The sequence below is a fragment of the Chryseobacterium sp. W4I1 genome, assembly GCF_030816115.1.
GTDB lineage: Bacteria > Bacteroidota > Bacteroidia > Flavobacteriales > Weeksellaceae > Chryseobacterium.
In genome coordinates this window covers 835,299-861,743 of record NZ_JAUSXQ010000001.1, presented here as the reverse complement: position 1 = coordinate 861,743, position 26,445 = coordinate 835,299, and the positions used below count along the sequence as shown (strand labels likewise).

Annotated in this window: 25 protein-coding genes, 1 pseudogene and 1 riboswitch; of the genes and pseudogenes, 7 read left to right on the top strand and 19 right to left on the bottom strand. The window is 36.7% G+C overall.

What is annotated here, in order from left to right; genetic code table 11:
• Positions 1–27: 27 nt before the first annotated feature.
• The 3 genes from QF044_RS04000 (at position 28) to QF044_RS03990 (ending at position 2,983) form a co-directional block, all read left to right on the top strand.
• Positions 28–498, top strand: a complete 471-nt coding sequence (locus QF044_RS04000; RefSeq protein ID WP_307263927.1) for an acyl-CoA thioesterase — start codon at positions 28–30, stop codon at positions 496–498.
• A gap of 57 nt (positions 499–555) precedes the next feature.
• Positions 556–623, top strand: a riboswitch (Fluoride riboswitch).
• 31 nt (positions 624–654) lie between these two features.
• Positions 655–1,959, top strand: coding sequence for a voltage-gated chloride channel family protein (locus tag QF044_RS03995; protein ID WP_307263926.1), 1,305 nt, complete (start codon positions 655–657; stop codon positions 1,957–1,959).
• A gap of 145 nt (positions 1,960–2,104) precedes the next feature.
• Positions 2,105–2,983: a LysR family transcriptional regulator gene (locus QF044_RS03990; RefSeq protein ID WP_307263923.1), complete on the top strand. Its 879-nt coding sequence runs from the start codon at positions 2,105–2,107 to the stop codon at positions 2,981–2,983.
• 203 nt (positions 2,984–3,186) lie between these two features.
• On the opposite strand, the gene QF044_RS03985 is transcribed toward QF044_RS03990, so the two are convergent.
• The 8 genes from QF044_RS03985 to QF044_RS03950 all read right to left on the bottom strand — a co-directional run bounded on the left by QF044_RS03985 (position 3,187) and on the right by QF044_RS03950 (position 8,547).
• Positions 3,187–3,999 carry a GLPGLI family protein gene (locus tag QF044_RS03985; RefSeq protein ID WP_307263920.1) on the bottom strand — a complete coding sequence of 271 codons (813 nt, stop codon included), beginning with the start codon at positions 3,997–3,999 and terminating at the stop codon, positions 3,187–3,189.
• Positions 4,000–4,003: 4 nt separating this feature from the next.
• On the bottom strand, positions 4,004–4,621 hold the full coding sequence (locus QF044_RS03980) for a thioredoxin domain-containing protein (protein WP_307263917.1): 618 nt from the start codon (positions 4,619–4,621) through the stop codon (positions 4,004–4,006).
• Between the two features lie 43 nt (positions 4,622–4,664).
• Positions 4,665–5,519 (bottom strand): vitamin K epoxide reductase family protein, encoded by an 855-nt coding sequence (locus QF044_RS03975; protein ID WP_307263914.1) that lies wholly within the window; start codon positions 5,517–5,519, stop codon positions 4,665–4,667.
• Positions 5,520–5,535: 16 nt separating this feature from the next.
• Positions 5,536–6,135: a hypothetical protein gene (locus tag QF044_RS03970; protein WP_307263912.1), complete on the bottom strand. Its 600-nt coding sequence runs from the start codon at positions 6,133–6,135 to the stop codon at positions 5,536–5,538.
• Positions 6,136–6,142: 7 nt separating this feature from the next.
• A complete protein-coding gene (locus tag QF044_RS03965) occupies positions 6,143–7,141 on the bottom strand; it encodes a hypothetical protein (RefSeq protein WP_307263909.1) in 999 nt (332 codons plus the stop codon).
• Positions 7,116–7,316, bottom strand: a complete 201-nt coding sequence (locus QF044_RS03960; RefSeq protein WP_307263907.1) for a hypothetical protein — start codon at positions 7,314–7,316, stop codon at positions 7,116–7,118. The genes QF044_RS03965 and QF044_RS03960 overlap by 26 nt, the downstream gene beginning before the upstream one ends.
• Positions 7,313–8,278: a grasp-with-spasm system ATP-grasp peptide maturase gene (gwsG, locus tag QF044_RS03955; RefSeq protein WP_307263905.1), complete on the bottom strand. Its 966-nt coding sequence runs from the start codon at positions 8,276–8,278 to the stop codon at positions 7,313–7,315. Before gwsG ends, QF044_RS03960 begins: the two co-directional genes overlap by 4 nt.
• Before the next feature lie 80 nt (positions 8,279–8,358).
• A complete protein-coding gene (locus QF044_RS03950) occupies positions 8,359–8,547 on the bottom strand; it encodes a hypothetical protein (RefSeq protein ID WP_307263903.1) in 189 nt (62 codons plus the stop codon).
• Between the two features lie 440 nt (positions 8,548–8,987).
• On the opposite strand from QF044_RS03950, the gene QF044_RS03945 reads away from it, so the two are divergent.
• A complete protein-coding gene (locus QF044_RS03945; RefSeq protein WP_307263902.1) occupies positions 8,988–9,923 on the top strand; it encodes a YeiH family protein in 936 nt (311 codons plus the stop codon).
• 785 nt (positions 9,924–10,708) lie between these two features.
• On the opposite strand, the gene QF044_RS03940 is transcribed toward QF044_RS03945, so the two are convergent.
• From QF044_RS03940 to QF044_RS03905, 8 genes are all read right to left on the bottom strand, one after another.
• On the bottom strand, positions 10,709–10,894 hold the full coding sequence (locus QF044_RS03940) for a hypothetical protein (RefSeq protein ID WP_307263900.1): 186 nt from the start codon (positions 10,892–10,894) through the stop codon (positions 10,709–10,711).
• A 144-nt stretch (positions 10,895–11,038) separates the two neighbouring features.
• The gene (locus QF044_RS03935; protein ID WP_307263896.1) at positions 11,039–12,280 is read right to left on the bottom strand and encodes an MFS transporter; all 1,242 of its coding nucleotides are present in this window, start codon (positions 12,278–12,280) and stop codon (positions 11,039–11,041) included.
• A gap of 73 nt (positions 12,281–12,353) precedes the next feature.
• Positions 12,354–13,922 carry a ribonuclease Y gene (rny, locus tag QF044_RS03930; protein WP_307263894.1) on the bottom strand — a complete coding sequence of 523 codons (1,569 nt, stop codon included), beginning with the start codon at positions 13,920–13,922 and terminating at the stop codon, positions 12,354–12,356.
• Between the two features lie 229 nt (positions 13,923–14,151).
• Positions 14,152–14,439, bottom strand: a complete 288-nt coding sequence (locus QF044_RS03925) for a cell division protein ZapA (RefSeq protein WP_184160709.1) — start codon at positions 14,437–14,439, stop codon at positions 14,152–14,154.
• Complete coding sequence (locus QF044_RS03920; RefSeq protein ID WP_307263890.1) at positions 14,439–14,741, bottom strand: hypothetical protein; 303 nt, start codon at positions 14,739–14,741, stop codon at positions 14,439–14,441. Before QF044_RS03920 ends, QF044_RS03925 begins: the two co-directional genes overlap by 1 nt.
• 139 nt (positions 14,742–14,880) lie before the next feature.
• Complete coding sequence (locus QF044_RS03915) at positions 14,881–15,663, bottom strand: porin family protein (protein ID WP_307263888.1); 783 nt, start codon at positions 15,661–15,663, stop codon at positions 14,881–14,883.
• A gap of 3 nt (positions 15,664–15,666) precedes the next feature.
• Entirely contained in the window at positions 15,667–16,398 is a 732-nt protein-coding gene (ubiE, locus tag QF044_RS03910) for a bifunctional demethylmenaquinone methyltransferase/2-methoxy-6-polyprenyl-1,4-benzoquinol methylase UbiE (RefSeq protein WP_307263885.1), read from the bottom strand.
• Positions 16,399–16,402: 4 nt separating this feature from the next.
• Entirely contained in the window at positions 16,403–16,972 is a 570-nt protein-coding gene (locus tag QF044_RS03905) for a hypothetical protein (protein ID WP_307263883.1), read from the bottom strand.
• A gap of 100 nt (positions 16,973–17,072) precedes the next feature.
• Between QF044_RS03905 and QF044_RS03900 the strand changes: the two genes are divergently transcribed.
• Together QF044_RS03900 and QF044_RS03895 are read left to right on the top strand one after the other, a co-directional pair.
• The gene (locus tag QF044_RS03900) at positions 17,073–18,140 is read left to right on the top strand and encodes a 3-oxoacyl-ACP synthase III family protein (RefSeq protein WP_307263878.1); all 1,068 of its coding nucleotides are present in this window, start codon (positions 17,073–17,075) and stop codon (positions 18,138–18,140) included.
• A 66-nt stretch (positions 18,141–18,206) separates the two neighbouring features.
• Entirely contained in the window at positions 18,207–19,412 is a 1,206-nt protein-coding gene (locus QF044_RS03895) for a metallophosphoesterase (RefSeq protein ID WP_307263875.1), read from the top strand.
• 272 nt (positions 19,413–19,684) lie between these two features.
• Here the strand turns inward: QF044_RS03895 and QF044_RS03890 are convergent, their stop codons facing one another.
• From QF044_RS03890 to QF044_RS03880, 3 genes are all read right to left on the bottom strand, one after another.
• Positions 19,685–20,437 carry a polysaccharide deacetylase family protein gene (locus tag QF044_RS03890; RefSeq protein WP_307263873.1) on the bottom strand — a complete coding sequence of 251 codons (753 nt, stop codon included), beginning with the start codon at positions 20,435–20,437 and terminating at the stop codon, positions 19,685–19,687.
• Positions 20,438–20,522: 85 nt separating this feature from the next.
• Complete coding sequence (locus QF044_RS03885; protein WP_307263870.1) at positions 20,523–21,488, bottom strand: NAD-dependent epimerase/dehydratase family protein; 966 nt, start codon at positions 21,486–21,488, stop codon at positions 20,523–20,525.
• 105 nt (positions 21,489–21,593) lie between these two features.
• Complete coding sequence (locus QF044_RS03880) at positions 21,594–24,500, bottom strand: TonB-dependent siderophore receptor (RefSeq protein ID WP_307263868.1); 2,907 nt, start codon at positions 24,498–24,500, stop codon at positions 21,594–21,596.
• Positions 24,501–24,748: 248 nt separating this feature from the next.
• Here QF044_RS03880 and ggt point away from each other — a divergent pair.
• Positions 24,749–26,438, top strand: a pseudogene (ggt, locus tag QF044_RS03875) (gamma-glutamyltransferase).
• The last annotated feature ends 7 nt before the right edge of the window (positions 26,439–26,445 follow it).

Here is a 26,445-nt window from a genome sequence, read left to right as displayed (position 1 = left end):
AAATAACTTTATTCAAATTTTATAAAGATGCAGAACAAGCCTATTACTTTTCAGTTTATTTCGGAACCTTCGGATGTGAATTACGGGGGGAATGTACATGGAGGAAGCGTTATGAAATGGATCGATCAGGCAGGTTATGCGTGCGCCACTACCTGGAGCGGAAATTATTCCGTTACTGTGTATGTTGGAGGGATCCGTTTCTATGAACCTATTAAAATTGGGGAAGTCGTAAGAGTAGATGCACAGGTGATCTATACGGGATCATCAAGTATGCATATTTCAATCAATGTTTTTTCAAGAAACCTTAAACAACCTACTTTTGATAAAAAAACCCATTGCATTATTGTTTTTGTAGCAGTGGATGAAAACGGTAAAAAACTTCCTGTTCCGAAATGGGTTCCTGAAACTGAAGAGGAAAAACTTCAGGAGAAATATGCCAAACGTCTTATGGACCTCAGAACACAGATTGAAGATGAAATGAAGCCTTTTATTAAATAGATTCTTATGAATTTACCTTATTAAATTTTACAAATCCGCAGAGAATAATTAAATTTGCAGCAACAAGGAAATGGTGTTCTTCCTTACCCAACCGCTTTACAGAAGCTGATGACGCCTGATTAAGAGATTATTAACCAATAACTTATCAGGATTATTATGTCTAAAAAACAAAGAACACTTCGCAGAAAAACAACTTTTTACACTCATTTTTTCTTTAGAAAATTTCCTGCTCTACCCTATATTTTGAAATGGCTATGCATAAGCATCATCATCGGTTTGCTTGTGGGAACAGCGTCTGCAGGATTTCTTCAGTCTTTGGAATGGGCTACCACCTTCAGAGAAAATCATATCTGGCTGATTGCACTGCTTCCTGTAGCAGGTTTTCTTATCGGACTTTTATATCATTATTTTGGGAAAGAGGTAGAGGCTGGAAATAATTTACTGATCGACAGTATTCATGATCCGAAAGAGATTATTCCTTTCAAAATGGCTCCTTTTGTTTATTTGGGAACTATAATTACTCATTTCTTCGGAGGTTCTGCCGGGCGTGAAGGTACTGCTGTCCAGATGGCAGGAGCTATTTCAGACCAGCTGAGTAAACCTTTTAGACTTGACAGAAATGAAAGAAAAATTTTACTTACCGCTGCAATTGCTGCCGGTTTTGGATCTGTTTTCGGAACTCCGCTGGCGGGAGCTGTTTTTGGGCTTGAAGTTTTCCTGATCGGAAGGATACGTTATCATGCTATTTTCCCTGCCTTTGCAGCAGCAATTTTTGCAGACTTGACCACGAATCTTTGGAACGTAAAGCATACACATTATCATATAGATCTTATTCCAAAGTTGGAGTTTCTGCCTGTTGTATACAGTGTGCTGGCAGGAATCGTTTTCGGGATCTGTGCAGCAACTTTCAGCAGGGTTATTCATTGGGCAGGTTCAGTTTTCAAATCCAGGATCAAGTATCCCCCACTTCGTCCGGTGATTGGTGGGATCATTATTGCCTTGGCAGTTTTTGTAATGGGAACAACAAGATATATCGGGCTGGGAGTTCCTGTGATTCTGGAATCTTTTGAAAAGCAGCTTCCATTGTATGATTTTGCTTTAAAAATGATTTTTACGATTGTTACCCTTTCAGCAGGTTTTAAAGGCGGTGAGGTCACTCCTTTATTCTTTATCGGAGCTACTTTAGGAAGTGCCTTATCGCTGTTTATTCCTTTGCCGTTCGGGCTGCTTGCGGGAATGGGATTTGTAGCCGTATTTGCCGGAGCAACCAATACGCCTTTGGCTTGTATGCTTATGGGAATTGAACTGTTCGGAGCAGAATGTGGCGTCTATGTAGCGATTGCCTGTGTGGTTTCTTATCTGCTTTCCGGTCACAATAGCATTTATACAAGACAGAGAATCGGAGAAGCGAAAAACAGGAGGTATGAAAGTGAGCGGGATAGCGCTATTTCAGATTTGTGAGAGGGTTTTAGGGAAAATAAAACATTATAAAATATATTATATTATTTTTTAGTGACCAGTAAATTCTAATATTTCACTTTTAAAACTCTCCCACTATCAAACTTATATTTTCATTAAATTTGTTTTACCATAAATCTATAATACAATGTTTGACTACAGATTAAAGGTTTTCCATATAGCTGCATCGAGGCTGAGCTTTACAAAAGCTTCTGAGGAGCTGCATATTTCACAGCCTGCTGTGACCAAGCATATTAAAGAGATTGAAAGTCAGTTGGGCACGAAACTGTTTGACCGGAAAGGAACCTCTGTACAGCTTACCCAGAGCGGAAAAATTCTTTATGAATGTGCGGAGAAGATACGGAATATCTACCGTGACCTGGAATTTGAGATCAGCCAGATTAATGAATTGCATAAAGGAAAACTGATTATAGGAGCCAGCACAAGTGTTGCACAATATGTTTTACCCGAAATTCTGGCAAAATTCAATACCTATTATAAGGATATCAAGATCGAACTGATCACTCACAATACAGAAATGATTTCCGAGCTCCTGAAAGAGGGAAAGATAGATCTGGGCATCATTGAAGGGGAATCACAGTCGTCTTTTTTTGATTATAAAATTTTTAAAGCGGATGAGATTGTGCTTGCTTCGAAGGCAGATCACCCATTGGCTAATAAAATGTTAAGTTTAAAAGATCTTTATAACTTAAATCTGATTTTTCGGGAACAGGGCTCCGGAACTCTGGAATTTATCCAAAACCGATTAAAGGAAAAAGGCATTAATATCGCAGAACTCAATACCGTTATGCAGCTGGGAAGCAGCGAAAGCATTAAAAATTACCTTTTGCATTCGGACTGTATGGCATTTCTTTCTATCAGCAGTATCCTAAATGAACTAAAGAATAATACGCTGACCATTGTAGACATTAAAAATTTTAGCATAGAAAGGGATTTTCACTTTATTCTTCCGAAAGGCGAACAATCGGAAGTGATCAAGCTTTTCCTTAAGTTTGTGAGGAGCTAGGGAGTAGATCTTAGGTGGCGGAAATTGAGCTGCATGTTGAAAATGTGGCCGGTGGATTTTGATTTAGATGGTTTGTAGAGTGAATGGTGAATTGGCTTCGCAAGTGAATGGTGAATTAGGAAGTAGAGAATCAGGAGCCAAGATTTCAGATTTTTAAATTCATTTTACTCTTTTTAGCTCCAGATCCTAATTAATCATATGCATTACAATGATTTTGGATATTTAACAGCATTGGTAAGTTCAATCGGATTATTATTTTTTATTAGATCATCTTGCGTGTTTTTTGTCATTTCTTTGAAATTGGGTTCAATATCATTACCTTTCTCATCTTTAAACTTTGCTTTTACATTTCCGGATCTCATTTCTCTGTAAGGATCATTGAAGTAGTCTAAAAATACCTTATCCAATTTCTCTTTTGAAATTTCAATGGGTCTAGGCTGCATATTCTCGAACTCTAAAAGGTGATAGTTTTTCTTTAGTCCTGTAAAAGAAAATTCATAGGAATTGGTTGCATCTTTCATGTAAACTATTAATCCCGGCAAGCCTTTAAAAATATAAGGCCCCTCCTGAATGGGTATTTCTTGGGTAAACCAAGCTTCCCAACTTCTTCCTTTGTAATTGAGCGTTGCTTTCTGGCAAGTATAATTATTCTTTTTCGTGGTCTCCTTTTCTATTTTCCAGTTCAGTTTTTCAGATTCCGTTAATTTATAGTTATCTCTAAAAACGAAATAGTATTTTGAAGCGGAGTTCTGAGGTTTTTTAATCACCATAAAACTGTTATCACCTACCGCAAACCCCTTCAGTCCATTACTTCTGAGTGAGTCGACCTTATATTGTTTTTCGGTATAAAATTTTGATTCTTCTCCATGAATCAGCAGCACCATTTTTTTGGTAACCGATTCGCTGCTTAATGAATCTTCTTTATACGTCATATCATAATTGATCCTCATATTCTGGGAATACAGGTTTTGAATGATAAAGAAAAGCATGTTGAGTATTAATATCCTGTTGCGCATGTGTTTATTGTTTATTTTCTATAATCTGTTCTATATGGTAATATAAATCTTCTTTTTCAAATTCGTAGGGATAAACATATCCGTCTATAAAAACCGTAGGGGTGGAAATAATACCGTTTTGAGAAAACCATTCGTTTGAAGAGTTGAAGATGTCTCTGTTTTCTTCAGCATTATGATCGGCAATTTTCCATTTCTCCAGGTTCTTGTTTTTAAACCAAAAATTTAATGCCTGCAAAAACTCCTTTTCTCCCTGAAATAAAAAGATGCTGTGAAGTATATGCAAATGCTTGTTTTTCTCCTCAGCTGACTGGGGTTTAAAGAAAATATTTATTTTTATCTGATCTGAATAGGCAAAGATTATTTGATCAATGATCTTACCCATATCTCTGCACATTTCACAGTACAGGCTTGTAAATACCGTTAGCTCAAGGTCGGCATCCTTATTTCCCAGGACAAAGACAGGCTCCGGAAGATCCAATCTTTCCTGCTTGGCCAGGGTATTTGTAAAAACATCATGGTTTCTTACCACTCTGTTTTTTCTTATCAGCTGTTTTTTATGGTCTTCACTCTGCTTTAAAAACTTCTTGATGCCCAGCCATATGATAAAGGCGAGCACGTACATAAAGCCGTATAAAAACAAGGAAATAAAAGGCGTAACATTCATATCAAATCATCAAAATAGAGGTCTGCAAAAGCAAAATAATGATAATCCCTATACATAAGGGACAGATTTTTTTTATCTTAAATAACTGATAAAACAAGGAGTAAGCGATGACTGGAAGAATAACTACCAGCAATAATCTCTGGATGGTAAAAAAAACATCACTGTTCTGCATATTCGAGAGAAAGAGGATGCTGATCATATTGGTAAAAAAGTACACCAGGCTGTAATCTCCAAAACTGGAAATGAAATTGGCGTTTTTGGCATCCGAAAATGAACAATCTGTATAGGTTCCCGAACAGACTTTACTGACTATTGAATTTTCAATTCCGAACACTTTTCTTAACGAAAGAACGGATAGAATAAAACCGCAAAAAGACAGAACCAGATGGATGAAGGAACGCACATTGATGTAATAATATAGGCCAGCAAATAAAATAAGGATGGAAATTCCTACAAAATAGGGCTGATATTTCCAGATACTCTTCTTTTTAAGCTCCGATTGCGTTTCGTCGATCAAAACAACAATATTACTCCATTTTGAAAGCAGTTCTTTTGCGCTGATTCTATGTTTTCCATTAATCAGATAACCTTCCTTCGTTTTCTCAATATAGGCAAGCTCCTGTTCATTTTCACCGAGCTCAATAAAAGCCATAAAATCATCCGGAAGTTCATCTATTTCGGAGTCTTCTATTTCTATGACGTAATTGTATACGTGGTTCACATTTAGGGCGCTCACTATCGATAGCAGGCTCGGAAAGGATGGATGAGAATTGATCTGGAATGAAAACGCATTTCCGTCCAGATAAATATTTTTTTTCTCAAGGTACTTTAAAATATTGCTTATACTTTCAACCATATACTGTCTTTAAGCATTATTGAAAGTCTGAGGCATTCTTATCCCACAGGTTTTTGTTAAGATCAAAGAAAAGATTTTTAATCTCTAAATGAAATTTTTTGTTTTGAGGATCTTTTTCGTCCGGATTATTGATATTGATGAATCTCACCACTCCATGTTCAGATTTTCTATAAATATCCACCACATTGAATTTTCCGGAATTGTAACTATATACAATACCATTTCCTAAATCTATATCCGGTTTTTTATTGTAATCTTTCATGACTTCATCCAGTGATATGCCTTCATAATAAAACCCTAACATATTATTATAAATACTCATATTGGTATACATAAATAAAAATTGTTCACTGTAAGGTTTTTTTATATTGGCTTTAAGGATATGGGTGACGTCCTTTGTTTTAAAGAAAACATATTTTTCGTTTACTTTATTGGTGCGATAGTCTGAAAATGTAATAAACTGCAGGCTTTCATTGGCAAACTTTAAATTATGAACGCTGTTTCCATCCTCGTTATTCACGGCAGGTGTATGCTGCAAATAATAGTAATTTTTACAGCTTTGCATTATAAAGCTTACAATAAGCAACGTCCAGAATAGTATCAGTTTTTTTCTCATTTTCTATTTAGTTTAACTCAGCAGTGTGAGGATTGTAATTGCAGCTCACCGCATAACCATCATCCGTCTTAAAAGGTATGTGTGTTACCGTACAGCAATATCTGAACTCACAAATATTACACGGAGCAATATCTTCCTTTTTAATATCCCAAATCATGGATAATTTCTTGATGGTGCCGGTCGTGATTTCTTCAAAGGAATCCGTGATATTGCCATAGCTTGTTTTATCGGATATATTAAATTTAATCTTGCCCAATTCATCTACAAACACAGTCTTATATATCGATAAATTATAATTTTTCGCAATATTATAAGCGGTAGAATTGACATCTACGGTATTGATATTAAATTTAGGCAAAAACATCCTGGCATCGCTTACCGTTATAAAAAAGTTGGTCACTTCATTATTCGCTTCTACCTTTTCTTTGGGAGCATTAAACAGATATAAAGCTTTTAACCGATTGTTATTGTATAATTTTTTATCAATTTTCTGATAAGGCATTGAAAACGAAACATTCGTAACCCTGGAATGCTCCAACAAATGCAGGAGCTCATGTATTGCTCCCATACAGTCCTGGTCAGTTATATGGACATGCAATCTTTTCACTCCCAGGTCATTAATATTGCTGATAATACGATCTAAGTTATTACTAATAAATTCTGACAAGGTGATCGTCATAAACTGTATGACAGACGTGTCTTCATTGATACTTTTAGCTGATAATTCCGGAAATGAAACGGTATTGGAATAGAAGACAAATTCATTTTTTTCCAAAAAATCAAGATATTTTCCAGCCATTTTATCCAATTCAAATTCTTCCAGAACGGAACTTACTTTCCTGTTTTTTATATATTCTATAAAATCGATCATGGTATTGGGCACCAATTCAATTTCCTCTCTCTGAATATCGTATATGGCACCTCTTTCATGGCCTTTTACAGGTATACAGCATGAAAATACATGAATATATTTATCCTTATTATTCCGTAGATATGTTAATTCCATCCTTATAAATTCTTAAACAATATATTTCTGATTGGTGAATAGAGGTATCGACCATTCTAAATGGGCGGTCTCTTTTTATTTTTTTAACATCCATTGGACTTGTATGGGAGAAAATAACAGGAAGGAGTTCTTTCTTTTTTTCATAACCCAATTCTTTTAATAATGTTTTTTTCATGTATTCATTTTTTTGAGACATTGTGCCACTTCATAATGAAGCTCGTAATTACATGGCATTGCGGTCATCCTGAACTGGCCCGAAGGGTTTACTTCCAAAAAGTAATAGTCTCCGTCTTTACCTTTTATGATATCTAAAGAACCTGTATCAAGCTCAAGATCTTTCATCAGCCTGCATATTTTTTCGTCAATTTCTTCCGGCAGAGAATAAGGGATCATTCTGTTCGGTTTGCTGTAGTTGTAATGCCTGTAATCTACTCCCGTTTGGGTATCTCGCTGGGAAAAGATCGCCATAGGATAGTTTTTTCCATTTAGATGGAAAATCCTAAGTTCGTATTCCTTATCTATTTTTTCCTGGAATAAACTTGGAAAAAAATGACTGTACTGAGCCATTGTCTTGGAATTGACTTCCTTTGTAAGAAAAAAGAATGTTTTCTCCCCGACATCAATGACGGTACCGTCTTTTATGGATTTGGTAATGTATGATTCGTTCAGATCCAAAGAATCATTATGATTGGTTATATTGGTTTTTGGAATGCTTAATCCTATTTTCTGGGAAGCAATAAGGGTGCTTATTTTGTTTAATTTTTTAACGCTCACGTAGTTATTAAGCCATTTCTTATCTTTTAAAAAGTCAAAGAAAAGATCCAGTGTAGTGGTATATTCTAATTTTAGATATTCTAACATTTCGATATTCGTTTCTCCTCTGAATTTCTTTTTAAACTTATCAAAGAAGCCGAATTTCCTATACCATACACATTTAATGTCCGAGAGGTCCAGCTTTCCAAAAAAAACATTCTCCAGGAAAAGCCTTGGCTTAGGTGACAGCTCATAAGACATCTTTGTATTTCCATTAAACAGATCCAGATCATTTATTCTTATACACTTTTCGCCCAAAATAGCTAAGTGCTCCATTACCAGATTGGTATCATCATCATTGGGTGTTGATAAAATTAGAATCATTTTTTTTATGAATTAATGGATAAAGGAAGACTCTTTATATTATAAAGAGTCTTTAATTTTTTTCATGAAAAATCAAGTGACTAGTCACATCCGTCATTGGTACCACCTCCACCTTTGATCAGTGTAAGGGTTTCCAATACATGCGGATCGGTATCAGAACCCGTTCCTCCACATGGACCAGTCAGACCTAAATCTAATGATTTTTTACCAGCAATAATACTTTTCATGTTGCCTAATTTCTTCCCCTTAAGGTTTTCTAATTTTTTCATAGTTAATATTAATTTTTTTCTCCTACTCTTTTAGCTTTTCGGAAACCGCTTGTAACAAATATAGAATAAATATATTTCTCTACCATGAGATAAATAAATAAATTTATTATGTTAAATACACGAAATAAAGCAATTCATACTATATAAAATCAAAAATATATTACATTACTATAATTACTAAAAACAATATTGGTAAATTATCAATAATTCTTTTTTTAAGACATACGGCTTTCCGGAAAATATTCTAAAATATAATACTCATCTACTAAAGTCTTGATTTACCCTGATACCGTGATGTTTATTTCCATCTTAATCTACTTTCAAACTCTGCTTCCAGAAACTTCCATAATCATAACCAAAAGTTATCCACTATAATAAAATACGATTTACTTTGTAATACTATATTTCGGAATTTTGAAGTCTGATTTCAATACTTATTTATGAAAGATTTCATCCAAAACGAAACGGTACAAAAGGTTGTTTTTATTATACTGGCCGTTGTATGTCTCACTCCTATAATCTCTTCCCCTATCGCGTTGGCGTTGGGTTTTGGTTTAGCTATTTTTATGAGTAACCCTTTTGAGAAATATCTGCACAAATACATTCACTTATTGCTGCAAGTTTCTATCGTTGGCCTAGGTTTCGGGCTTAAACTTAACGAAGCTCTACAAGCAGGTAAAACGGGTTTCCTTTTAACGGTCATCAGTATTTTAACAGTCATGGTTCTTGGCTTTATTTTAGGGAAAGTTTTTAACCTGGAAAAAAAATTATCTTACCTGATCTCGGCGGGAACGGCAATTTGCGGAGGCAGTGCTATTGCTGCCGTCTCTCCTATCATAAAGCCAAGCACAAAGGAAATTTCTTTGGGACTTGCTATTATTTTCACATTGAATTCTGTGGCATTGTTTGTTTATCCTGCTATAGGTCATCTGCTGCATCTTTCTCAGGAACAGTTCGGGCTGTGGTGCGCAGTGGGAATTCATGATACGAGTTCTGTTGTTGGTGCAGCTGGCAAGTATGGAGATGAGGCTCTAAAAATAGCAACAACCGTGAAACTGGCGCGTGCTTTATGGATCATTCCGGTTTCTGTAATCACTATGTTTATTTTTAAAAGTAAAGGATCGAAGATTAAAATACCATGGTTTATTGGCTTGTTTGTTATCGCTATTCTTTTAAATACCTATTTTCCTGTATTTAATAGTTTGGGCAGTTCTGTAACTGCTGTAGCAAAAGCGGGCCTGAATCTTACCTTATTCTTGATTGGATCAACACTTTCTATCCAGACTTTAAAAACAATAGGAATTAAGCCTTTGGCCGTAGCTGTTATTTTATGGATTACGATCAGTGTGGGAAGTCTGCTTTATATTATCAGCTGACAATATTATTTAAGTTCTCTTTTGTTTTATATTTTTAACCGTAGATTTCCACAGATTTTTAATAGATTAATATACTTTATTCTTTTAATCTTATAATTTTAACTGATAAAGCTTATCCTGCTTTTTCGCCTTAAATCAAATTACAAGTTCAAAATTGCAAACTTTCGTTAAAAAGTAATCTTTTAAAAAATTTCGCTTAAATCTTAAAATGGCAAAAACCTTTTGGAAGGTCCAAAAGGCTTTTGCGTATTAAATGTGGAAATGTTTAATTTTTGACTTATAAACGTTAAATTTCAGTATTACAAGTATATACTTGCGGACATGCGATATACTGTACACAGTACCATGGACCTGTTACAGAACCTGAACAGCTGCATCCGCATTTAGATAAATCGACTGGCCCACTTATTCCTCCTACAATGTTTTTTAGATCTGCTTTTTTTAGTTTTTTAGCGTTTTTCATAGTGTTAAATAATTTGATTTGAGATTAAACAATATAGTTTTTGTTACTTTTCAAAGTTAAACAAATATTAATTATTCGCAACATAATTTAGTTAAAATTTTAATAATACCCTAATTTTATTAGCTTTATTGCAATATAAACAAAATGATGAACCACACCATTTATTAAACAGTTTATTATCTTCCACTTTTAAATTGTTATATAACCGTTGAGAGAATAAAAAATAGAATTTTTGAAAGATACCGGGAAGCCTTTCCAGAATTGTTAAGCTTAAAAAATAAAACCTTTCAATTAGAAAGGTTTTACTGAATAAAATGTTTTATCAACAGGTTATTACCTGGAGACATTTCTTATACTTAACACAATATGACGGGCCAGTCACTGCTCCTGTACAGCTACAGCCGCATTGTGAAAGATCCGGAGTAATTACTCCACCAACTCCGCCAATAATGTTTTTAAGGTCATCTTTTTTTAACTTTTTTGCTCTTTTTAAAATTTCCTGTGACATGATGTTTTGATTTTAATTAAACAATAGAATTAAATTCCTTTACTTTCAAAAGTAAACAATTAATGATTATTTAAAGCATAACAAAATGTTAAATTATTCATTTACTTACACTTAAAAATTATCAATCCCTTTCAAATAGCTTTATTATTCAGTAAATTCCAGGTCTTTGTCATGCGTTTCTGAAATGGTAAGTGAGGAATAAAAAGCCAGTCCGAAAACAACAAGCCCAACGACTGCTGCACTTATAATTACCGTGAAATTATTTTTCAGCAGATCAAATGCAAGGATCATCACTGGCACTAACCCTCTCACCATGTTGGGAACAGTAGTTGTTGCTGTATTTCTGATATTGGTTCCGAACTGTTCTGCAGCAAGCGTTACAAACATGGCCCAATAACCGGTACCTAAGCCCAGCCAGACGCAGAACATATAGTACTTTGTTTCTGTATTGGTATTCCCGAAAAGCATGATCGCCACACCCACTATAGTGAACAGGAGCATATAAAAAATAGCCATTTTCCGTGATTTGAGGGCATGGGAAATAAAACCGCTCATGAGATCACCAACAGAAATCCCCACGTAAGCCCACATAATTGCTTTTCCGGGGTTCAGGTCCTTTATTCCTAATTCCGGGGCAAACTGATTGGCTAAAACAGCCAGAATACCTATACAATACCATGTAGGCAATCCGACTGCGATACATTTAAGATATCTCGTAAGGCGTTCTTTATTGGTAAAAAAGGAAAGAAAATTTCCTTTGGAAACGCTTTTATGCTCTATATTTTTATAAATACCTGATTCAGAAACACTCACCCGAAGAATAAGGAGCATAATCCCCATAATTCCACCAATGATGTAGGAAATATTCCAGCCGCCGGCGAGTTCTACGGTTAACTGAGCTACTACAGCTCCCATTAATCCAAAACCAGCGACAACAGATGTCCCGATCGCTCTCAGATTCTTCGGCAGGCTTTCAGAAACAAGGGTAATTCCCGCTCCAAGCTCCCCGGCCAGCCCTAATCCGGCTATAAACCTCAAGCCGGCGTATTGATACACAAGATGCTCTTTTGGAAGATAGGGTAAAAAACCACAGGCTATATTGGCCAGAGAATACACTAAAATTGAGCCGAAAAGTACAGAAAGTCTTCCTTTTTTATCACCGAAGATTCCCCAGAACACCCCACCGATAAGAAGCCCTACCATCTGACAATTGAGGATAAAGGTTCCGTCGGCATCAGGATTAAGTCCTAATGCTTTCAAGCTGGGAATTCTTACGATACCAAATAAAAGCAGGTCATAAATATCCACGAAATAGCCCAGGGCCGAAATGATAACAGGGATTGAAAAGATGTACTTCATTTTTGAAGACAAAGACAGTTCTTGCATTTTTAAGTTTTGATAAAAGTAAAAAACCTTTCAATTTCTTGAAAGGTTTTTATAAAATATCTTTTTCCTGTTATTATCTTGCAATATTCACCGCTCTTGTTTCCCTGATTACGGTTACTTTTACCTGTCCCGGATACGTGAGTTCGTTCTGGATCTTTTCGGAAATGTCATAAGACAGCTGATTGGCTACCTCATCATTTACTTTTCCGCTTTCTACCATTACCCTCAGTTCTCTACCCGCCTGGATCGCATAAGCGCTGGAAACGCCATCGAAACTTAAAGCTGCAGCTTCAAGGTCTTTCAATCTCTGGATATAAGATTCAAGTACCTGTCTTCTTGCTCCCGGTCTTGCTCCTGAGATTGCATCGGCAACCTGGATGATCGGTGATAATAATGACTTCATTTCAATTTCGTCATGGTGAGCTCCGATTGCGTTCACAACTTCTGCATTTTCACCATATTTTTCAGCCCATTGCATTCCGAGTAAGGCGTGAGGAAGTTCTGACTCCTGCTCAGGAACTTTACCGATATCGTGTAAAAGACCTGCTCTCTTGGCTAATTTTACGTTTAATCCTAATTCTGCAGCCATTGTCGCAGCGATATTCGCTACTTCTCTTGAGTGCTGTAATAGGTTCTGTCCGTAAGAAGAACGGTATTTCATTCTCCCTACGATTTTGATCAGTTCCGGGTGTAATCCGTGGATACCAAGATCAATGATCGTTCTTTTTCCAACTTCAATAATCTCTTCTTCGATCTGTTTTTTTGTTTTTTCTACTACTTCTTCAATTCTTGCCGGGTGGATTCTTCCGTCTGTCACCAATCTGTGAAGGGATAATCTCGCGATTTCTCTTCTTACGGGATCAAAACATGAAAGAAGAATGGCTTCCGGAGTGTCATCAACAATGATTTCTACTCCTGTCATGGCTTCTAAAGCACGGATATTTCTACCTTCTCTACCGATGATTCTTCCTTTTACTTCATCCGATTCAATATTGAAAACTGATACTGAGTTTTCGATAGCCTGCTCTGTTCCTATTCTCTGAATGGTCTGAACAACAATTTTTCTAGCTTCGTTCTTAGCGTTCAACTGTGCTTCTTCCATGATTCCCTGAACGTGTGCCTGGGCTCTTGTTTTAGCCTCAGCCTTCATTGTTTCTACCAATTCAGCCTTAGCTTCTTCTGCAGTGTAATTGGCTATCTTTTCTAAAATCTCCACTTTCTTGGTGGTAGCAATGTCAAGTTCGTGCTGTTTTCTGTCTAAGATCTCATTTTTCTTAGCATAATCTGCAATCTGCTTGTCCAGATCCTTTTCAAGCTTTCCGGTTTTGCTCAATTCGTCATTAAGCTTGTGTTCCTTATCCTTGATTCTTTTCTCTATCTCCTGCATTTTTCTTTCACGGGACTGGATATCAGAATCATGCTGAGATTTCAGTTCCAGGAATTTTTCTTTGGCCTGTAGATTTTTTTCTTTCTTTATGGATTCAGCTTGAACATTTGCTTTTTCTATAAGGTTTTCGGCATTTTTCTTTGCATCATCTACAATAAATTTTGCCTTGGTATTAAGCGAGCTTTTAGAGAAAAGAATCCCTAACACTGCGCCTATCACTAAGCAAATAATGCCGACTATAATGGCTGTTGTCATAATATATATTGAGTTTAATTGTCTTACACTTATTTAAATAAAAAAAACCTACAACAATTCAGTGATATAGAGTAAACTCCTAATCAACACGATTTGAACTGATTTCCACTGTCTGTAATCCGGGAGACCCGGCACGCCATTCAGCGGACATTTGCTCGGTAATTGTTTAGCGTTGAGTTTACCTTTAATGTGTTAGAATTATTGTAGGCAGTCTGATGGGAAAAAAAATCTATTTCCCAATTTCATTCAACGACTGATTAATCTTCACTAATCTTTCGTTGGTAGAATTTATATTTTTTTCGTAGTTGAGAGAAACTACTTCTGCATTGGTTCCCAGTTTCAGGGCACACATTGCCAAAGCATCCTGTTTGTCTCTTACATCGAAGTTCTGTTCAAAATCTTTAATCATACTTTCGATCTGCTTTCCTACCTTACGCAGAGTTTCCTCTTCTGCGGCCGGTACGTTCAGCGGATACACCCTTCCTGCAATGTTGATGGTTATTCTTCTTACATCCATTATAATCCACTGTTTTGAAGCTGTGCAATACAGAAGTCAATTTCTTTTACCAATCTGTTGATATGGTTTTTCATTAACCTGTTGTGTTCAGGATTCCCTGATATTGCTGAATAAAGTTTTATATTTTTTTGTTCTTCTGCTAATACCTGATTTCTTCTTCTTTCCTCATCATATTTCGTTTTCAGATCTTCATGCTCAATACTTAGTTCTGATAATCTTTCAGTAAGACTTTTATAATTCTTTTGTAAAATCAAAATCTTTTTCTCTAATTCTGAAAAATTGTTTTCTAAATCTTGAAGCATTTCAGGTTTTCTATATTCTAACTAATAGCAAAAGTAAAAAAATAATAACAGTAACAAAAATAAAAGTCTCTATATTTTGATTTGGCACGAAAAAAGGAGATGCAAAAGCACCTCCTTTTATATTTTTTTGGATATTTTCTTATTCAAATTTCAGGACAAACATCACTGCTCTGGTCTGAAGTGTAGACATTGCAGTTGCCCAATATGGTGGTGTATTGGCATTATCCGCTACTTTCTCATTGTTCATGAAGAATGTTCCTCTAACTGCCGGAGTAAGTTTAAACTTATTGAAATAAAACTGAATTCCCAATTCGGCCGACCATGCAAAGTTATGCGTAGTAGATCTGAAAACCTGCTGCATGTTATCATCTTCGGAGTCTGAATTAGACTGAAGGTTGACAATATAATTCACCCCAGCCGCAACATACGGTCTTGAATTGTACCATCTCTGGCCATGAAGCTCAAGCAAAACAGGAACATCCACCAATGTAGACTTTATTTCTCTTACTTTATCTTTTTCCGTTAAAGGAATTGGCATAAAAGGTGGGTTCGTCAATGTTCCAGCAGCATACTGGTCATTAGACTGGGTATTGAAAGTCAACTGTCTTTGAGCAAATTGCAAGCCTGGTTCCATTCTTAAATCCAGATAGTCATTCAGTCTCCACTTGGCGATCAAACCTGCACCAAAACTGTAGCTTTCTCTGGATTTAACAAGATTCTGATTTCCTTCCGCACCATATCTTGGATGAAGGACGATGCGGTAGTCCAGCCTGTTTCCGTTCAAATAAAAACCCCAACTGAATTTTTGCTCGTCAAAGTCTTCCAACTTATCCATTCTGTTTCGGGTTCTGAACTGTGCATCTGCAAAAACTGCAATATTAACTGAGGCTAAAACCAGTGCTCTTAATAGAAATTTATTCATAGGTTACTTTGTTGCTTTATAAATTGTGGCTATACCTAAACTTAGCTTTTTATATTCTACTTTCTTAAATCCTGTATCTAAAAGAATTTGCTTCATCTTTTCCCCAAAAGGAAAAGCATTTACAGAATCCGGAAGGTATGTATATGCCCTATTATCTTTGGAAACCAATCTGCCGATGGCAGGTAATATATTTTTGAAATAAAACATATAAAATGGACCTAAGAACCCCTCAACCTTTGAAAACTCCAGTATATAAACACTCTTGTTATCTTTTACTACTCTTCTTAATTCTGCCAAACCTTTGGTAAGGTTTTCAAAATTCCTTACTCCAAATGCAACGGAAACAGCATCGAATCTATTGTCCTCGAAAGGTAAATTTTCTGCATCTCCTTTTTGCATGGAAATTTTGCCGTCTAAATTAAGTTTTTTTATTTTAATAACGCCAACATTCAGCATTTGTTGTGACAAATCCAAACCAATTACTTTCGCATCGGTTCCTTTTTGAATCGTGATTGCTAAATCTCCCGTTCCTGTAGCCACATCCAGCACTTCCTGCGGATCGTCTTTTTTCATCATTTTCACCAATGTATTTCTCCATAAAACATCAATTTTCATAGATAAAACATGATTCAGAAGGTCATACTTCGGTGCAATATTGTCGAACATATCCTCTACCTGGCTCTTTTTGGTAGCCTCAGAATTGTAGGGAGTAACTTTGGTAATATCTTTTGTCAAAACTTTAAAACTTGTAATATTCTTTGTAATAATTTAGGAAATCCTGCTTTCTGAAGATCTTTGATCTTGATTCTACCTGCTGAATGTTTTTGATCAGCTTGTCGTAATCTTCATCTACATTGTAGTAAAAATCTTCGGTATAAAGCTTGTTGAAGTGTCTAGCACCTCCGAAATAGCTTTTCCCGTCTATTGTGATTTTGTCCAGGGCCAAAAGTAATGAATCTTTTTTAAGATTGTACCCATAATATTGATCATTAATATAATAATCCTGATGGGCTATATTGATAAGGCCACGAATTTTATTCACTTCAAAGGCAGAATCATACAGCATTTTTTTATTCTGATCAAAAACTTTGATTGAATTTTTACCCTTTTTCACATCTACATGAACGTACTGTCCTGCGGAAATAATTCCTTCGGAACCGTTGTTGATCTTGAAATAATAGGTATTGGGCGTAGGATTATCTACAACAAAATAATTTTTTTTGGCTAAAAAAAAGAAGTAGACTCCAAAGGCAACGATAAACACCACAGCTGCAATAAGTAAGCCTTTTAAGGACGAGTTGTTTTTCATACGACTGTAAAGTACATTTTTTGCAAATTTAATAATATTTTTAATTCTCCGTTATTAATATTAATTATTAACTTTGCATCTCTAAAAATCATTTAAACGAATGCCGAATACGATCATTATTGGTTCCGGATCCTATATTCCTAACCGAGTTATTGGTAGAGATTATTTTATGGATTCTGAATTCTACACTGAAGACGGAGTAAAGATTGAAAAGCCTGCAGAAGAGACCATTGCGAAGTTTGTAGAAATTACAGAAATAGAGAACAGAAGATTCATTGAAGACGATCTTTCCAACTCAAAGATTGGATCTGAAGCTGCTAAAATTGCCCTTGAAGATGCTAATGTAAACGGCGAAGACCTGGATTATATAATTTATGCAAGCAACTTTGGAGAAGTTACTGTAGACGGATATGTGAATTTCATGCCCAATATGGCTGCCAGAGTAAAGAACCAGCTGGGAATAAAAAATAGAAAGTGCATTACTTACGATATGATCTTCGGATGTCCGGGATGGGTAGAAGCCATGATCCTTGCAGACAATCTGATCAAGGCAAAAGCTGCAAAAACCATCCTTGTAGTGGGAGCAGAAACTTTGAGCCGCGTTACCGATCCGCATGACAGAAACAGAATGATCTTTGCAGATGGAGCCGGCGCTGTTGTAGTAAAGGCTACGGATCAGGAAAATGTAGGTATTATTGCCCACAACACGATCTGTGACAACGGTCCGGAATTATCTTATCTCGAAAACGCCCCTTCCATCAATCAGGATGTAGACCAGAGACGTCTGTATGTAAGAATGCAGGGAAGAAAGATCTATGAGTATGCTCTTAAAAATGTTCCTTCGGCTATTAAGGAAACTATTGAGGATGCAGGACTTTCTATTGAAGATATCGACAAGATCCTGATTCACCAGGCCAATGCAAAGATGGATTACGCCATGATTGAAAGGCTTCACCGGCTTTATGATGTGAAAGATTATGATCATTCGGTCTCCCCTATGACGATCCAAAACCTTGGAAATACGTCTGTAGCAACCATTCCTACCATGTATGATTTAATAATTAAAGGAAAAATGGAGGGTCATACGTTTAAAGATAATGGTAACGTTGTGATGACTTCGGTAGGTGCCGGAATGAACATCAATGCTATCGTTTACAGATTTCCTTAAAATATTTAATTAACAAAAAAATATAAAGCACAGGGAAAACATTTTCTTTGTGCTTTTTTAGATCTTATGCAGAGAAATTTTTTGATCATTGCCGCCATCTTCTTATTTCTGGAAGTTTATATCTACCAGGCTGTAAGAACTTTAACTGATAATTTCTGGGTAAAGCTCGGATATTGGGCTGTATCTTTCGCCGTCTACGGAATTTTCGCTTATGAGCTGATGCACTTTCAAAAAACAGATAAAAGCTCAATCAGGGTCCAGATTATGATCTCACTGTTCCTGATCTTTATTCTGCCAAAAATATTTGTGGTGCTGTTTCTGTTGATTGATGATATCTTCAGAACCGGAGGCTACCTGATCGGGCTTACACAGCCAAAAGAAAACTTCTTTCCGGAAAGAAGAAAATTCCTGAGTATAATAGGGTTAGGGCTTGGAGGTGTTCTTTCTGCGCTTTTTATAGACGGAATCACTTTTGGAAAGTACCGGCACACAGTAAGAAAGATCAAAGTAAAGATTCCAGGTTTGGCCAAAAACTTTAAAGGCTATAAGGTCATCCAAATCTCCGATGTACACAGCGGCAGCTTTTCTAATCCGGACAAACTGCAGCATGCCATTGATCTGATTAATGAGCAGAAACCTGACCTTGTGCTCTTTACGGGAGACATGGTGAATAATGTTGCTGATGAATTCAGACCTTTTATTCCATTATTTTCAAAAATCAAGGCGAAAGACGGAAAATTGGCCGTTTTAGGAAACCACGATTATGGTGATTACGTAACCTGGTCTTCTCTTGATGCTAAAAAGAAGAATCTTGACACCCTTATCGACTATGAAAAACAGGCGGGTTTTGATATGTTGAGAAACGAAAACAGGGCAATAGAAAGAGAGGGTGAAAAGCTATACATCCTTGGTGTCGAAAACTGGGGACTGAAGCCTTTCCCTCAGTTCGGAAGAATCGATGATGCTTTAAAAGGTGTGCCGGAATCTGCTCCAAAAATTCTAATGAGCCATGACCCTACCCATTTTGATTATGTCGTTAAAAAGCACCCCGGAAACATCCATCTGACACTTTCGGGGCATACGCATGGGATGCAGTTTGGTTTAGATCTGAAAAATGTAAAATGGTCTCCTGTACAATACCGCTACCCAAAATGGGCTGACTTGTACGAAAGTGAAGGAAAGATGCTGTATGTCAACAGAGGCTTTGGAGTATTAGGCTACCCCGGAAGAGTTGGAGTTTTACCGGAAATTACGTTGTTTGAGCTGAGTTAATTACGTTGTGAGGGCGTTTGAGAGTCTGAGAGGTTTAGAGTAAATGAATTGAGAAGTGTTGTTAGTTGCTGGTTGCTAGTTCGTAGTAGTTAAGTTAACGAGTATCATCTAGTATATCTGAAGTCTTAGCTCTTGATTCTTGACTCTTTTCTACAATTCACTATTCACTTGCAAAGCAAATTCACCATTGACCCCCAAATACTCTGCCTAAACTTAATCAAAGACCAGAATTCAAAACTGCAACGCAACACCTAACCCCTACAATCTTCTCCCTAAAAAATATAATCTTTCATACGGGAAGTAGCCATATCATTCTCGTTGATAAAGGTAAGGAGGGCATCCAGTTTGTCCTCCATTTTTTTGCCTGAAAATAAGCTCCTGTAATAAGGGATATCAAACTTATACTTTTTAAAATCTGTGAATTGCCAGGAATTGAGATAAATCAGTACAAAATCATCATTCTTTAGCGTTTCGAAAACCATATTCTTGTAATACTTCATCGGCAAGATCTGAAAGACAAAATCATTATACGGCAGCTGACTGTATGGGGAGATACTTTCCGGCACAATACTCAATCCGTCTTCTTCATTGATCTCCGTATCTCTTTTTAATCTTTTGAATGGAAAAAGGATGTCTGCATTATCGATATTAGAAACATAATTAAACTCCAGCGATTTCAGATTTTCCTGAGCGAGTTTAAAATCTTTCTGCCTGATTCCCCTGATCTGTTTTTCCAAAAGATCCTGAATATTTTTCTTAACCTCTTCAATTTCCTCAAGATTGGAAGTCTTATTATAAAAAGCAATTTCATGCCCTTGGGATGAAATTGCTTTTATTAAATGATGCAGTTTTTGAGCGATAGAAATCTCAATAAAAAAACTTGCTTTTATATCATGAATATCTAAAATCCGAAGAACAGCTTTTGTATTGTCTTCTGTGATCTTCAACCTTTCTTCATCAGAAATCTGAAAGCCGTTTTTGGTTTCAGATTCAATGTTTAAGATGTTAAAAGTCAGTAAGATCATTTTAAATTAAATTTTAGATAGATTTTGTAATTAATTATAAATCAGATATTAAAATAACATCTATTTAAACTTTAGCTTTAGGTAATTAATTTTTATTTAATTTCACCTTAAGATTCTTGATCATGTCCTTAGTCATTTCTGAAATCCCAAAATCGTAGGTCAGTCCCCAGTCTTTTTTAGCTACAGAATCATCAATTGAAGCCGGCCATGAATCTGCAATTGCCTGTCTGAAATCCGGTTTATAATCAATTGAAAAACCTGGAATTTCTTTCTTGATTTCTTCAGCAAGTTCTTTAGGAGTAAATGACATTCCTCCTAAATTATAAGACGAACGAACGGTCAAACTTTCTTTTGGAGCTTCCATTAATTTTAACGTTGCATTGATCGCATCGTCCATGTAAAGCATCGGCATTCCTGTATCTTCAGAAATGAAACTTGTATATTTTCCCTCCTCTATTGCTTCATAAAAAATCTCTACAGCATAATCTGTTGTACCACCACCTGCCGGAGTCTTCCATGAAATAAGTCCTGGATATCTGATGCTTCTTACATCTACTCCGTATTTATCAAAATAATACTCACACCATTTCTCTCCAGCCATCTTAGAGATTCCATACACTGTGGTAGGATTTAAAACCACATCCTGCGCTACATCATGTTTCGGAATTCCTTTCCCGAATACTGCAATTGAGCTTGGCCAGAAGATCTTTTTAAGAAGCCCTTCCTTTGCCAGTTCACAAAAATGGAGAAGAGGTTCAAGATTCAGTTTCCAAGCGAAAATAGGCTGCTTTTCTGAAGTTCCTGACAAAAGGGAAGCCAGATGGTACACTGTTGTGATCTCATAATCTTTGATCACCTGTCTTACCAACTGCGTATTGGTCACATCCATTCTTTCATAATGTCCTGCAGCGGTAATTCCCTTCTGCCATCTGTCTAGTCCGGATGCTACTACATTGTCAGCTCCGTGGATTTCAACAAGTCTGTTTGTCAGTTCGGTGCCGATCTGTCCCAAAGCACCTGTAATCAATATTCTTTCCGTATAGGATTCCATTTTAGATATTTTTTTAGAGTTGTACAAAAGTAAAAAAATCAAATCAACCAAAATAAAAAAGGTATGCAAAAACATACCTTTTTCATAATATCTAAAGAGAAGCCGCTAAAAGCTCAAATTAACTCTCGCAAAAAGAAATCTTCCGTTCATTCCGAACTGGGATGTGTTTCTGGAATAAACGAACTGGTTTTGATTAGTAAGGTCTATAGGAGCAGCATTAACGTAAGTCAAATTACCGGAAGCATCCAGGGCAGGCACTTTTACTGCAGTTGGTCCATAATTTTTATCCGGATAAATATCAAATAAGTTATTAGCTCCGATAGTCAACCTAAAGCTACTGCTGAACTTGTAGCCTACTGACAAATCCGTAATTACTTTTCCACCCCATACAGGATGCTCTGTGGCAACCGCCTGCCCGTTAATAATCTCACCACTTACAATACCGTCCCCGTTGGCATCCATTACATTAGGATCTGTAACCTTTCCAAAATACACATTTCTCAAAAGCACATTAAATCTACTGATTTCCAAAGCGTTATTAAGGGAAGCTTTAAATCTCGGAATAGCTTCTTCAAGATAAATTCTACTCGATTCTGAGTAATAGCGGTTGATCTGCCCTGCTTTAATCAAAGCGTCAGAACCGTGGATCTCTCCTACTCTGTTGGTTTTGGACACCGTCACTGCCAAATCAGAATTTAGTGAAACTTTCTCAGAAAACTTTCCTCTGTGAGAAACCACCCCTTCTACTCCTTTAGTCTGGGTATCAATAGCATTAGCGAAAAATGTAGCTGCATTGGCATTGGCTTTATCAAAAAGATTCTGTAGATTTTTTTCAGGACTTCCATCAGCATAAGTCCCGGCTGGTCTTGAGAACTGATCGGTAAGAACCACTCTATTCTTAATCTTAATATAATAACCATCTACAGTAAAAGTAAGGTTAGCCTGTGGAATTTTTGCCGTAAAACCTGCAGAATAACTCGCTGACTCTTCCTGTTTCAACTGTGGAATACCCAAGAGTCTGGCAGCTTCTGAATCATTTGAAAATGTACCTACCTCAAACGCTGTACCGCCTACAAACTGAGTTGCTGTGGCATTAAAATAAATCTGCTGCAAGGAAGGAGCTCTAAATCCGGTTGAATGAGCTGCTCTTATATTAATCTGATCAGTTAACTTATATCGTGTTGCTATTTTGTAATTGAACGTGGATCCAAAATCTGAATAATGTTCATAACGTAAAGCAGCACTTACAAGCCATTTATCTGTAACATCTAATTCTGTATCTACATAAGCCGCCACAGACTGCCTTCCTTTATTTAAAGCATTTTCAGGCCTGAAACCAGGAAATACCTGCGAACCACCTGGTCTGGTGCTAGTCATACTTGCAGGCACAACAGGTTGACCTGGTAACGATTGCGAAGTATAGACTCCGAAAAAATCTGTAGGTTTTAAATTAGGATTTGTTGATGGAGTCTGGATTTTTCCATTGATATCATAAAGCGCCCAGGACGCCTCTTCTCCGTCTTTTATTTTATAGCGTTCAAATCTTGCTTCTCCTCCAAAGGCTACATTAAAACCTTTCAGCCAGTCAAATTTTGTATCAAAATCTGCATTAACCGTATTCTGCATAAAGCTCAATCCACCTGCATCAAATTCTGTTTTACCGGGATACAGCATGGATGCATTAGCAGTGTTTTTAATAGTATAATCAAAAGTATTCTGCCCAAAAGTATTACTGATGTCATAGTTGACATTTCCCAATTTTCCTTTAACCCCGCCTGCAAAAGAAAGATCAATAACATCAGAAGCTATTTCCGGTAAGAAACCGTTCGGATATAGGGCCGTAGACGTTCTGTTTTGATTGGGTCTTCTGAAAAAGCCTGCTGCATTACCATCTCTGTAAGAAATTCCTCCAAAAGCATATCCCTTCACAGATGATGAAAGATCAAATTCAGAATTCATAAAAAACTGCCCGGACGTTAATTTGGACTGTCCAACCCGCATATTAAAATCGTCTCTGGTTAATTTTCTATAAGCCAGTTCATTTTCAGTAGCATCAACTTTCAGTAAATTCTGCAACTGCGAAATAGTGCTGGCAGACTGAATAGCTGCTTGCTGCTGTGCTGTAAAATATCCAACTGATGGAGCATATTGATGAATGTAACCTATAATCTGCTGTGTATTCGGAGTATTGCTAATGTTTCCAAAAAGTGAAGAAATATTCACCCCTTGTTCCAGAGCTCTTTGTTCAATCGCATTATATGCATTGAAAATATCTCCGGTGGCCGCTTGTGCTCTTCTTGTATCATCCCTACTTAATAAACTTGCGGTGAAATTGACAAATCCGTTTGTCCCGATTTTAGTGCCATAATTAAGATCTACCTGATATTTTCCACCATCCCATCCTCCATGATGATCATTCGCTCCTTTTGAATTAAAAGCTCCTGCCGTAATGGCGGCTGTAAAAGAATTGGTATTTTTTTTCATGATGACATTGATAACTCCTGCAATAGCATCAGAGCCATATTGTGCAGAAGCACCATCTCTCAGCACTTCCAACCTCTCAATCGCAAATGCAGGAATGGCATTCAGATCAGTCCCTACCGAACCTCTGCCCGGCGAACCATTGATATTAACCAAAGCAGAGTTATGTCTTCTTTTTCCATTGAGAAGAACCAATACCTGATCAGGCCCAAGTCCTCTTAGCTGAGCCGGATCCACATGATCTGTTCCGTCTGCCACAGTTGTTGAATTAGATGTAAATGAGGGTGCTGCATAATTCAAAATCTGATTAAGATCCATCTGAGGACTTAAAACGGCCTGAGAACCAATATTAATAACATCTACCGGCACCGGAGTATCGGTAGCTACTCTGGCTTTGTTTCTTGAACCAATAGTGATCTTTACTTCATCCACCTGGTTGGTCTTTATCGAATCTTTAGTTTGGGCATTGGCATTTGCAGAAATAAAAAACAATACTCCAAGCAAAGCAATTTTCTGGTAATTTTTATTCATAAGCGTTTTTTTAATGTCAGTTCAATTTACAAAAAATAAATTAAAATCAATAAAATTGAGTTTTTAATAAAAATAAATAAACAAATGATAACATTTACTGATTATTTATTATTTTAACTTATTTTTTACATGCGAAATAGGTAATTTAACGAATGGTTTTATTTTTAATGACTATTATAGATACAAACCTCTATTGAAGATATTTAGTTTGCTTAAAAATTATCTACTTTTGCCTTAAACATAATCTTATGAAAAGAGTATTTCTGGCTGCCGTACTTGTGGCATTTAATTTTTCACCTGCACAGTTTACAGGCTTCAACATTATCAAAGAAGTAAAGGTTAAAAATAAAGGGGTCGTAGTTTCTGCCCACCCTCTGGCAAGTGAGGCAGGGTCAAAAATCATGAAGATGGGTGGAAATGCCTACGATGCTGTTGTAGCAACACAATATGCACTGGCTGTTGTATATCCTCAAGCCGGAAACATCGGAGGAGGAGGATTTCTGGTTGGTGTTAAAAATAATGGCGAAAAATTCACCCTGGATTACAGAGAAACTGCCCCGAGGAAAGCATCCAAGGATATGTATGTGGACAAAAACGGAAAAGCTAACACGGACCTGTCCCAATATGGAAGATTGGCTGTAGGTATACCGGGAAGTATTTCCGGATTTTTTGCAACTTTAAAATATTGCAAGCTTCCAATGGATAAAATTATCCAACCAGCGATTGATCTGGCCGAAAAAGGTTTTGCCATTACAGAAATGGAAGCTGAGATGCTAAATACACACAGAAAAAAATTCCTTGCCCATAATCAGTCTTCCATTGCCTTTGTGAAGGAAACTCCGTGGAAAGCCGGCGATATTTTAGTTCAGAAAGAACTGGCTGAGACCCTGAAATTAATTCAAAAGCTGGGCGCCAAAGGATTCTATGAAGGAAAAACTGCAGCAATGATCGTGTCTGAAATGAAAAAAGGCAATGGAATCATTACTTTGGAAGATCTAAAGAACTATAAAACGGCAGAAAGAAAACCGTTGGAGTTTGATTATAAAGGGAGCCGTGTCGTAACCATGCCACTTCCCTCAAGTGGTGGTGTACTGCTAGCTCAAATGCTAACGATGGCAGGATATGAAAATCTTGAAAAATACCAACAGAACTCTACGGAAGCCGTGCAGATCATGACGGAAGCAGAAAGACGAGCTTTTGCTGATAGAGCAGAATATATGGGCGATCCGGATATTTATTGAGGACAAAACCGCTTATCTGACCTCTGATGCCTATCTGAAGAACAGATGGAAAAGTTTCAGCTTTACAAAAGCCACTCCGAGTTCAGCAGTCGGAAAAATCATCAGCCAGCCTAATGAATCTACACAGACTACTCATATTTCTGTTATAGATAAGGATGGAAATACAGCATCTGTAACCACTACCCTCAACGGATATTACGGAAGCAAAGTGGTAGTTTCAGGAGCAGGATTCTTTTTAAACAATGAAATGGATGATTTCTCTATTAAGCCCGGCGTCCCGAATATGTTTGGAGCTGTGGGTGGAGAAGCCAACGCCATACAGCCTAATAAAAGAATGCTTTCTTCGATGACGCCAACGATCCTGCTTAAAAATGGGAAACCTTATATGGTGGTGGGAACGCCGGGTGGAACCACAATCCCTACTTCTGTTTACCAGTCTATTGTAAATGTTGTAGATTTTAAGCAGAATGCCAATATCTCAGTAAATGCACCGAAATTCCACCATCAGTGGCTTCCGGAAAAGATAACAGTGGAAAATAATTTCCCTGAGAGCACAATCACTGCACTGAAAAACAAAAATTATGTGATTGAAAAAATAAAATACATCGGAAAAACAGAACTGATCCTGATGGATGACAATGGAACCATTCACGCTGTGGCAGACGGCCGTGGAGATGATTCGGTTGCTGTAGAATAATCCAGAT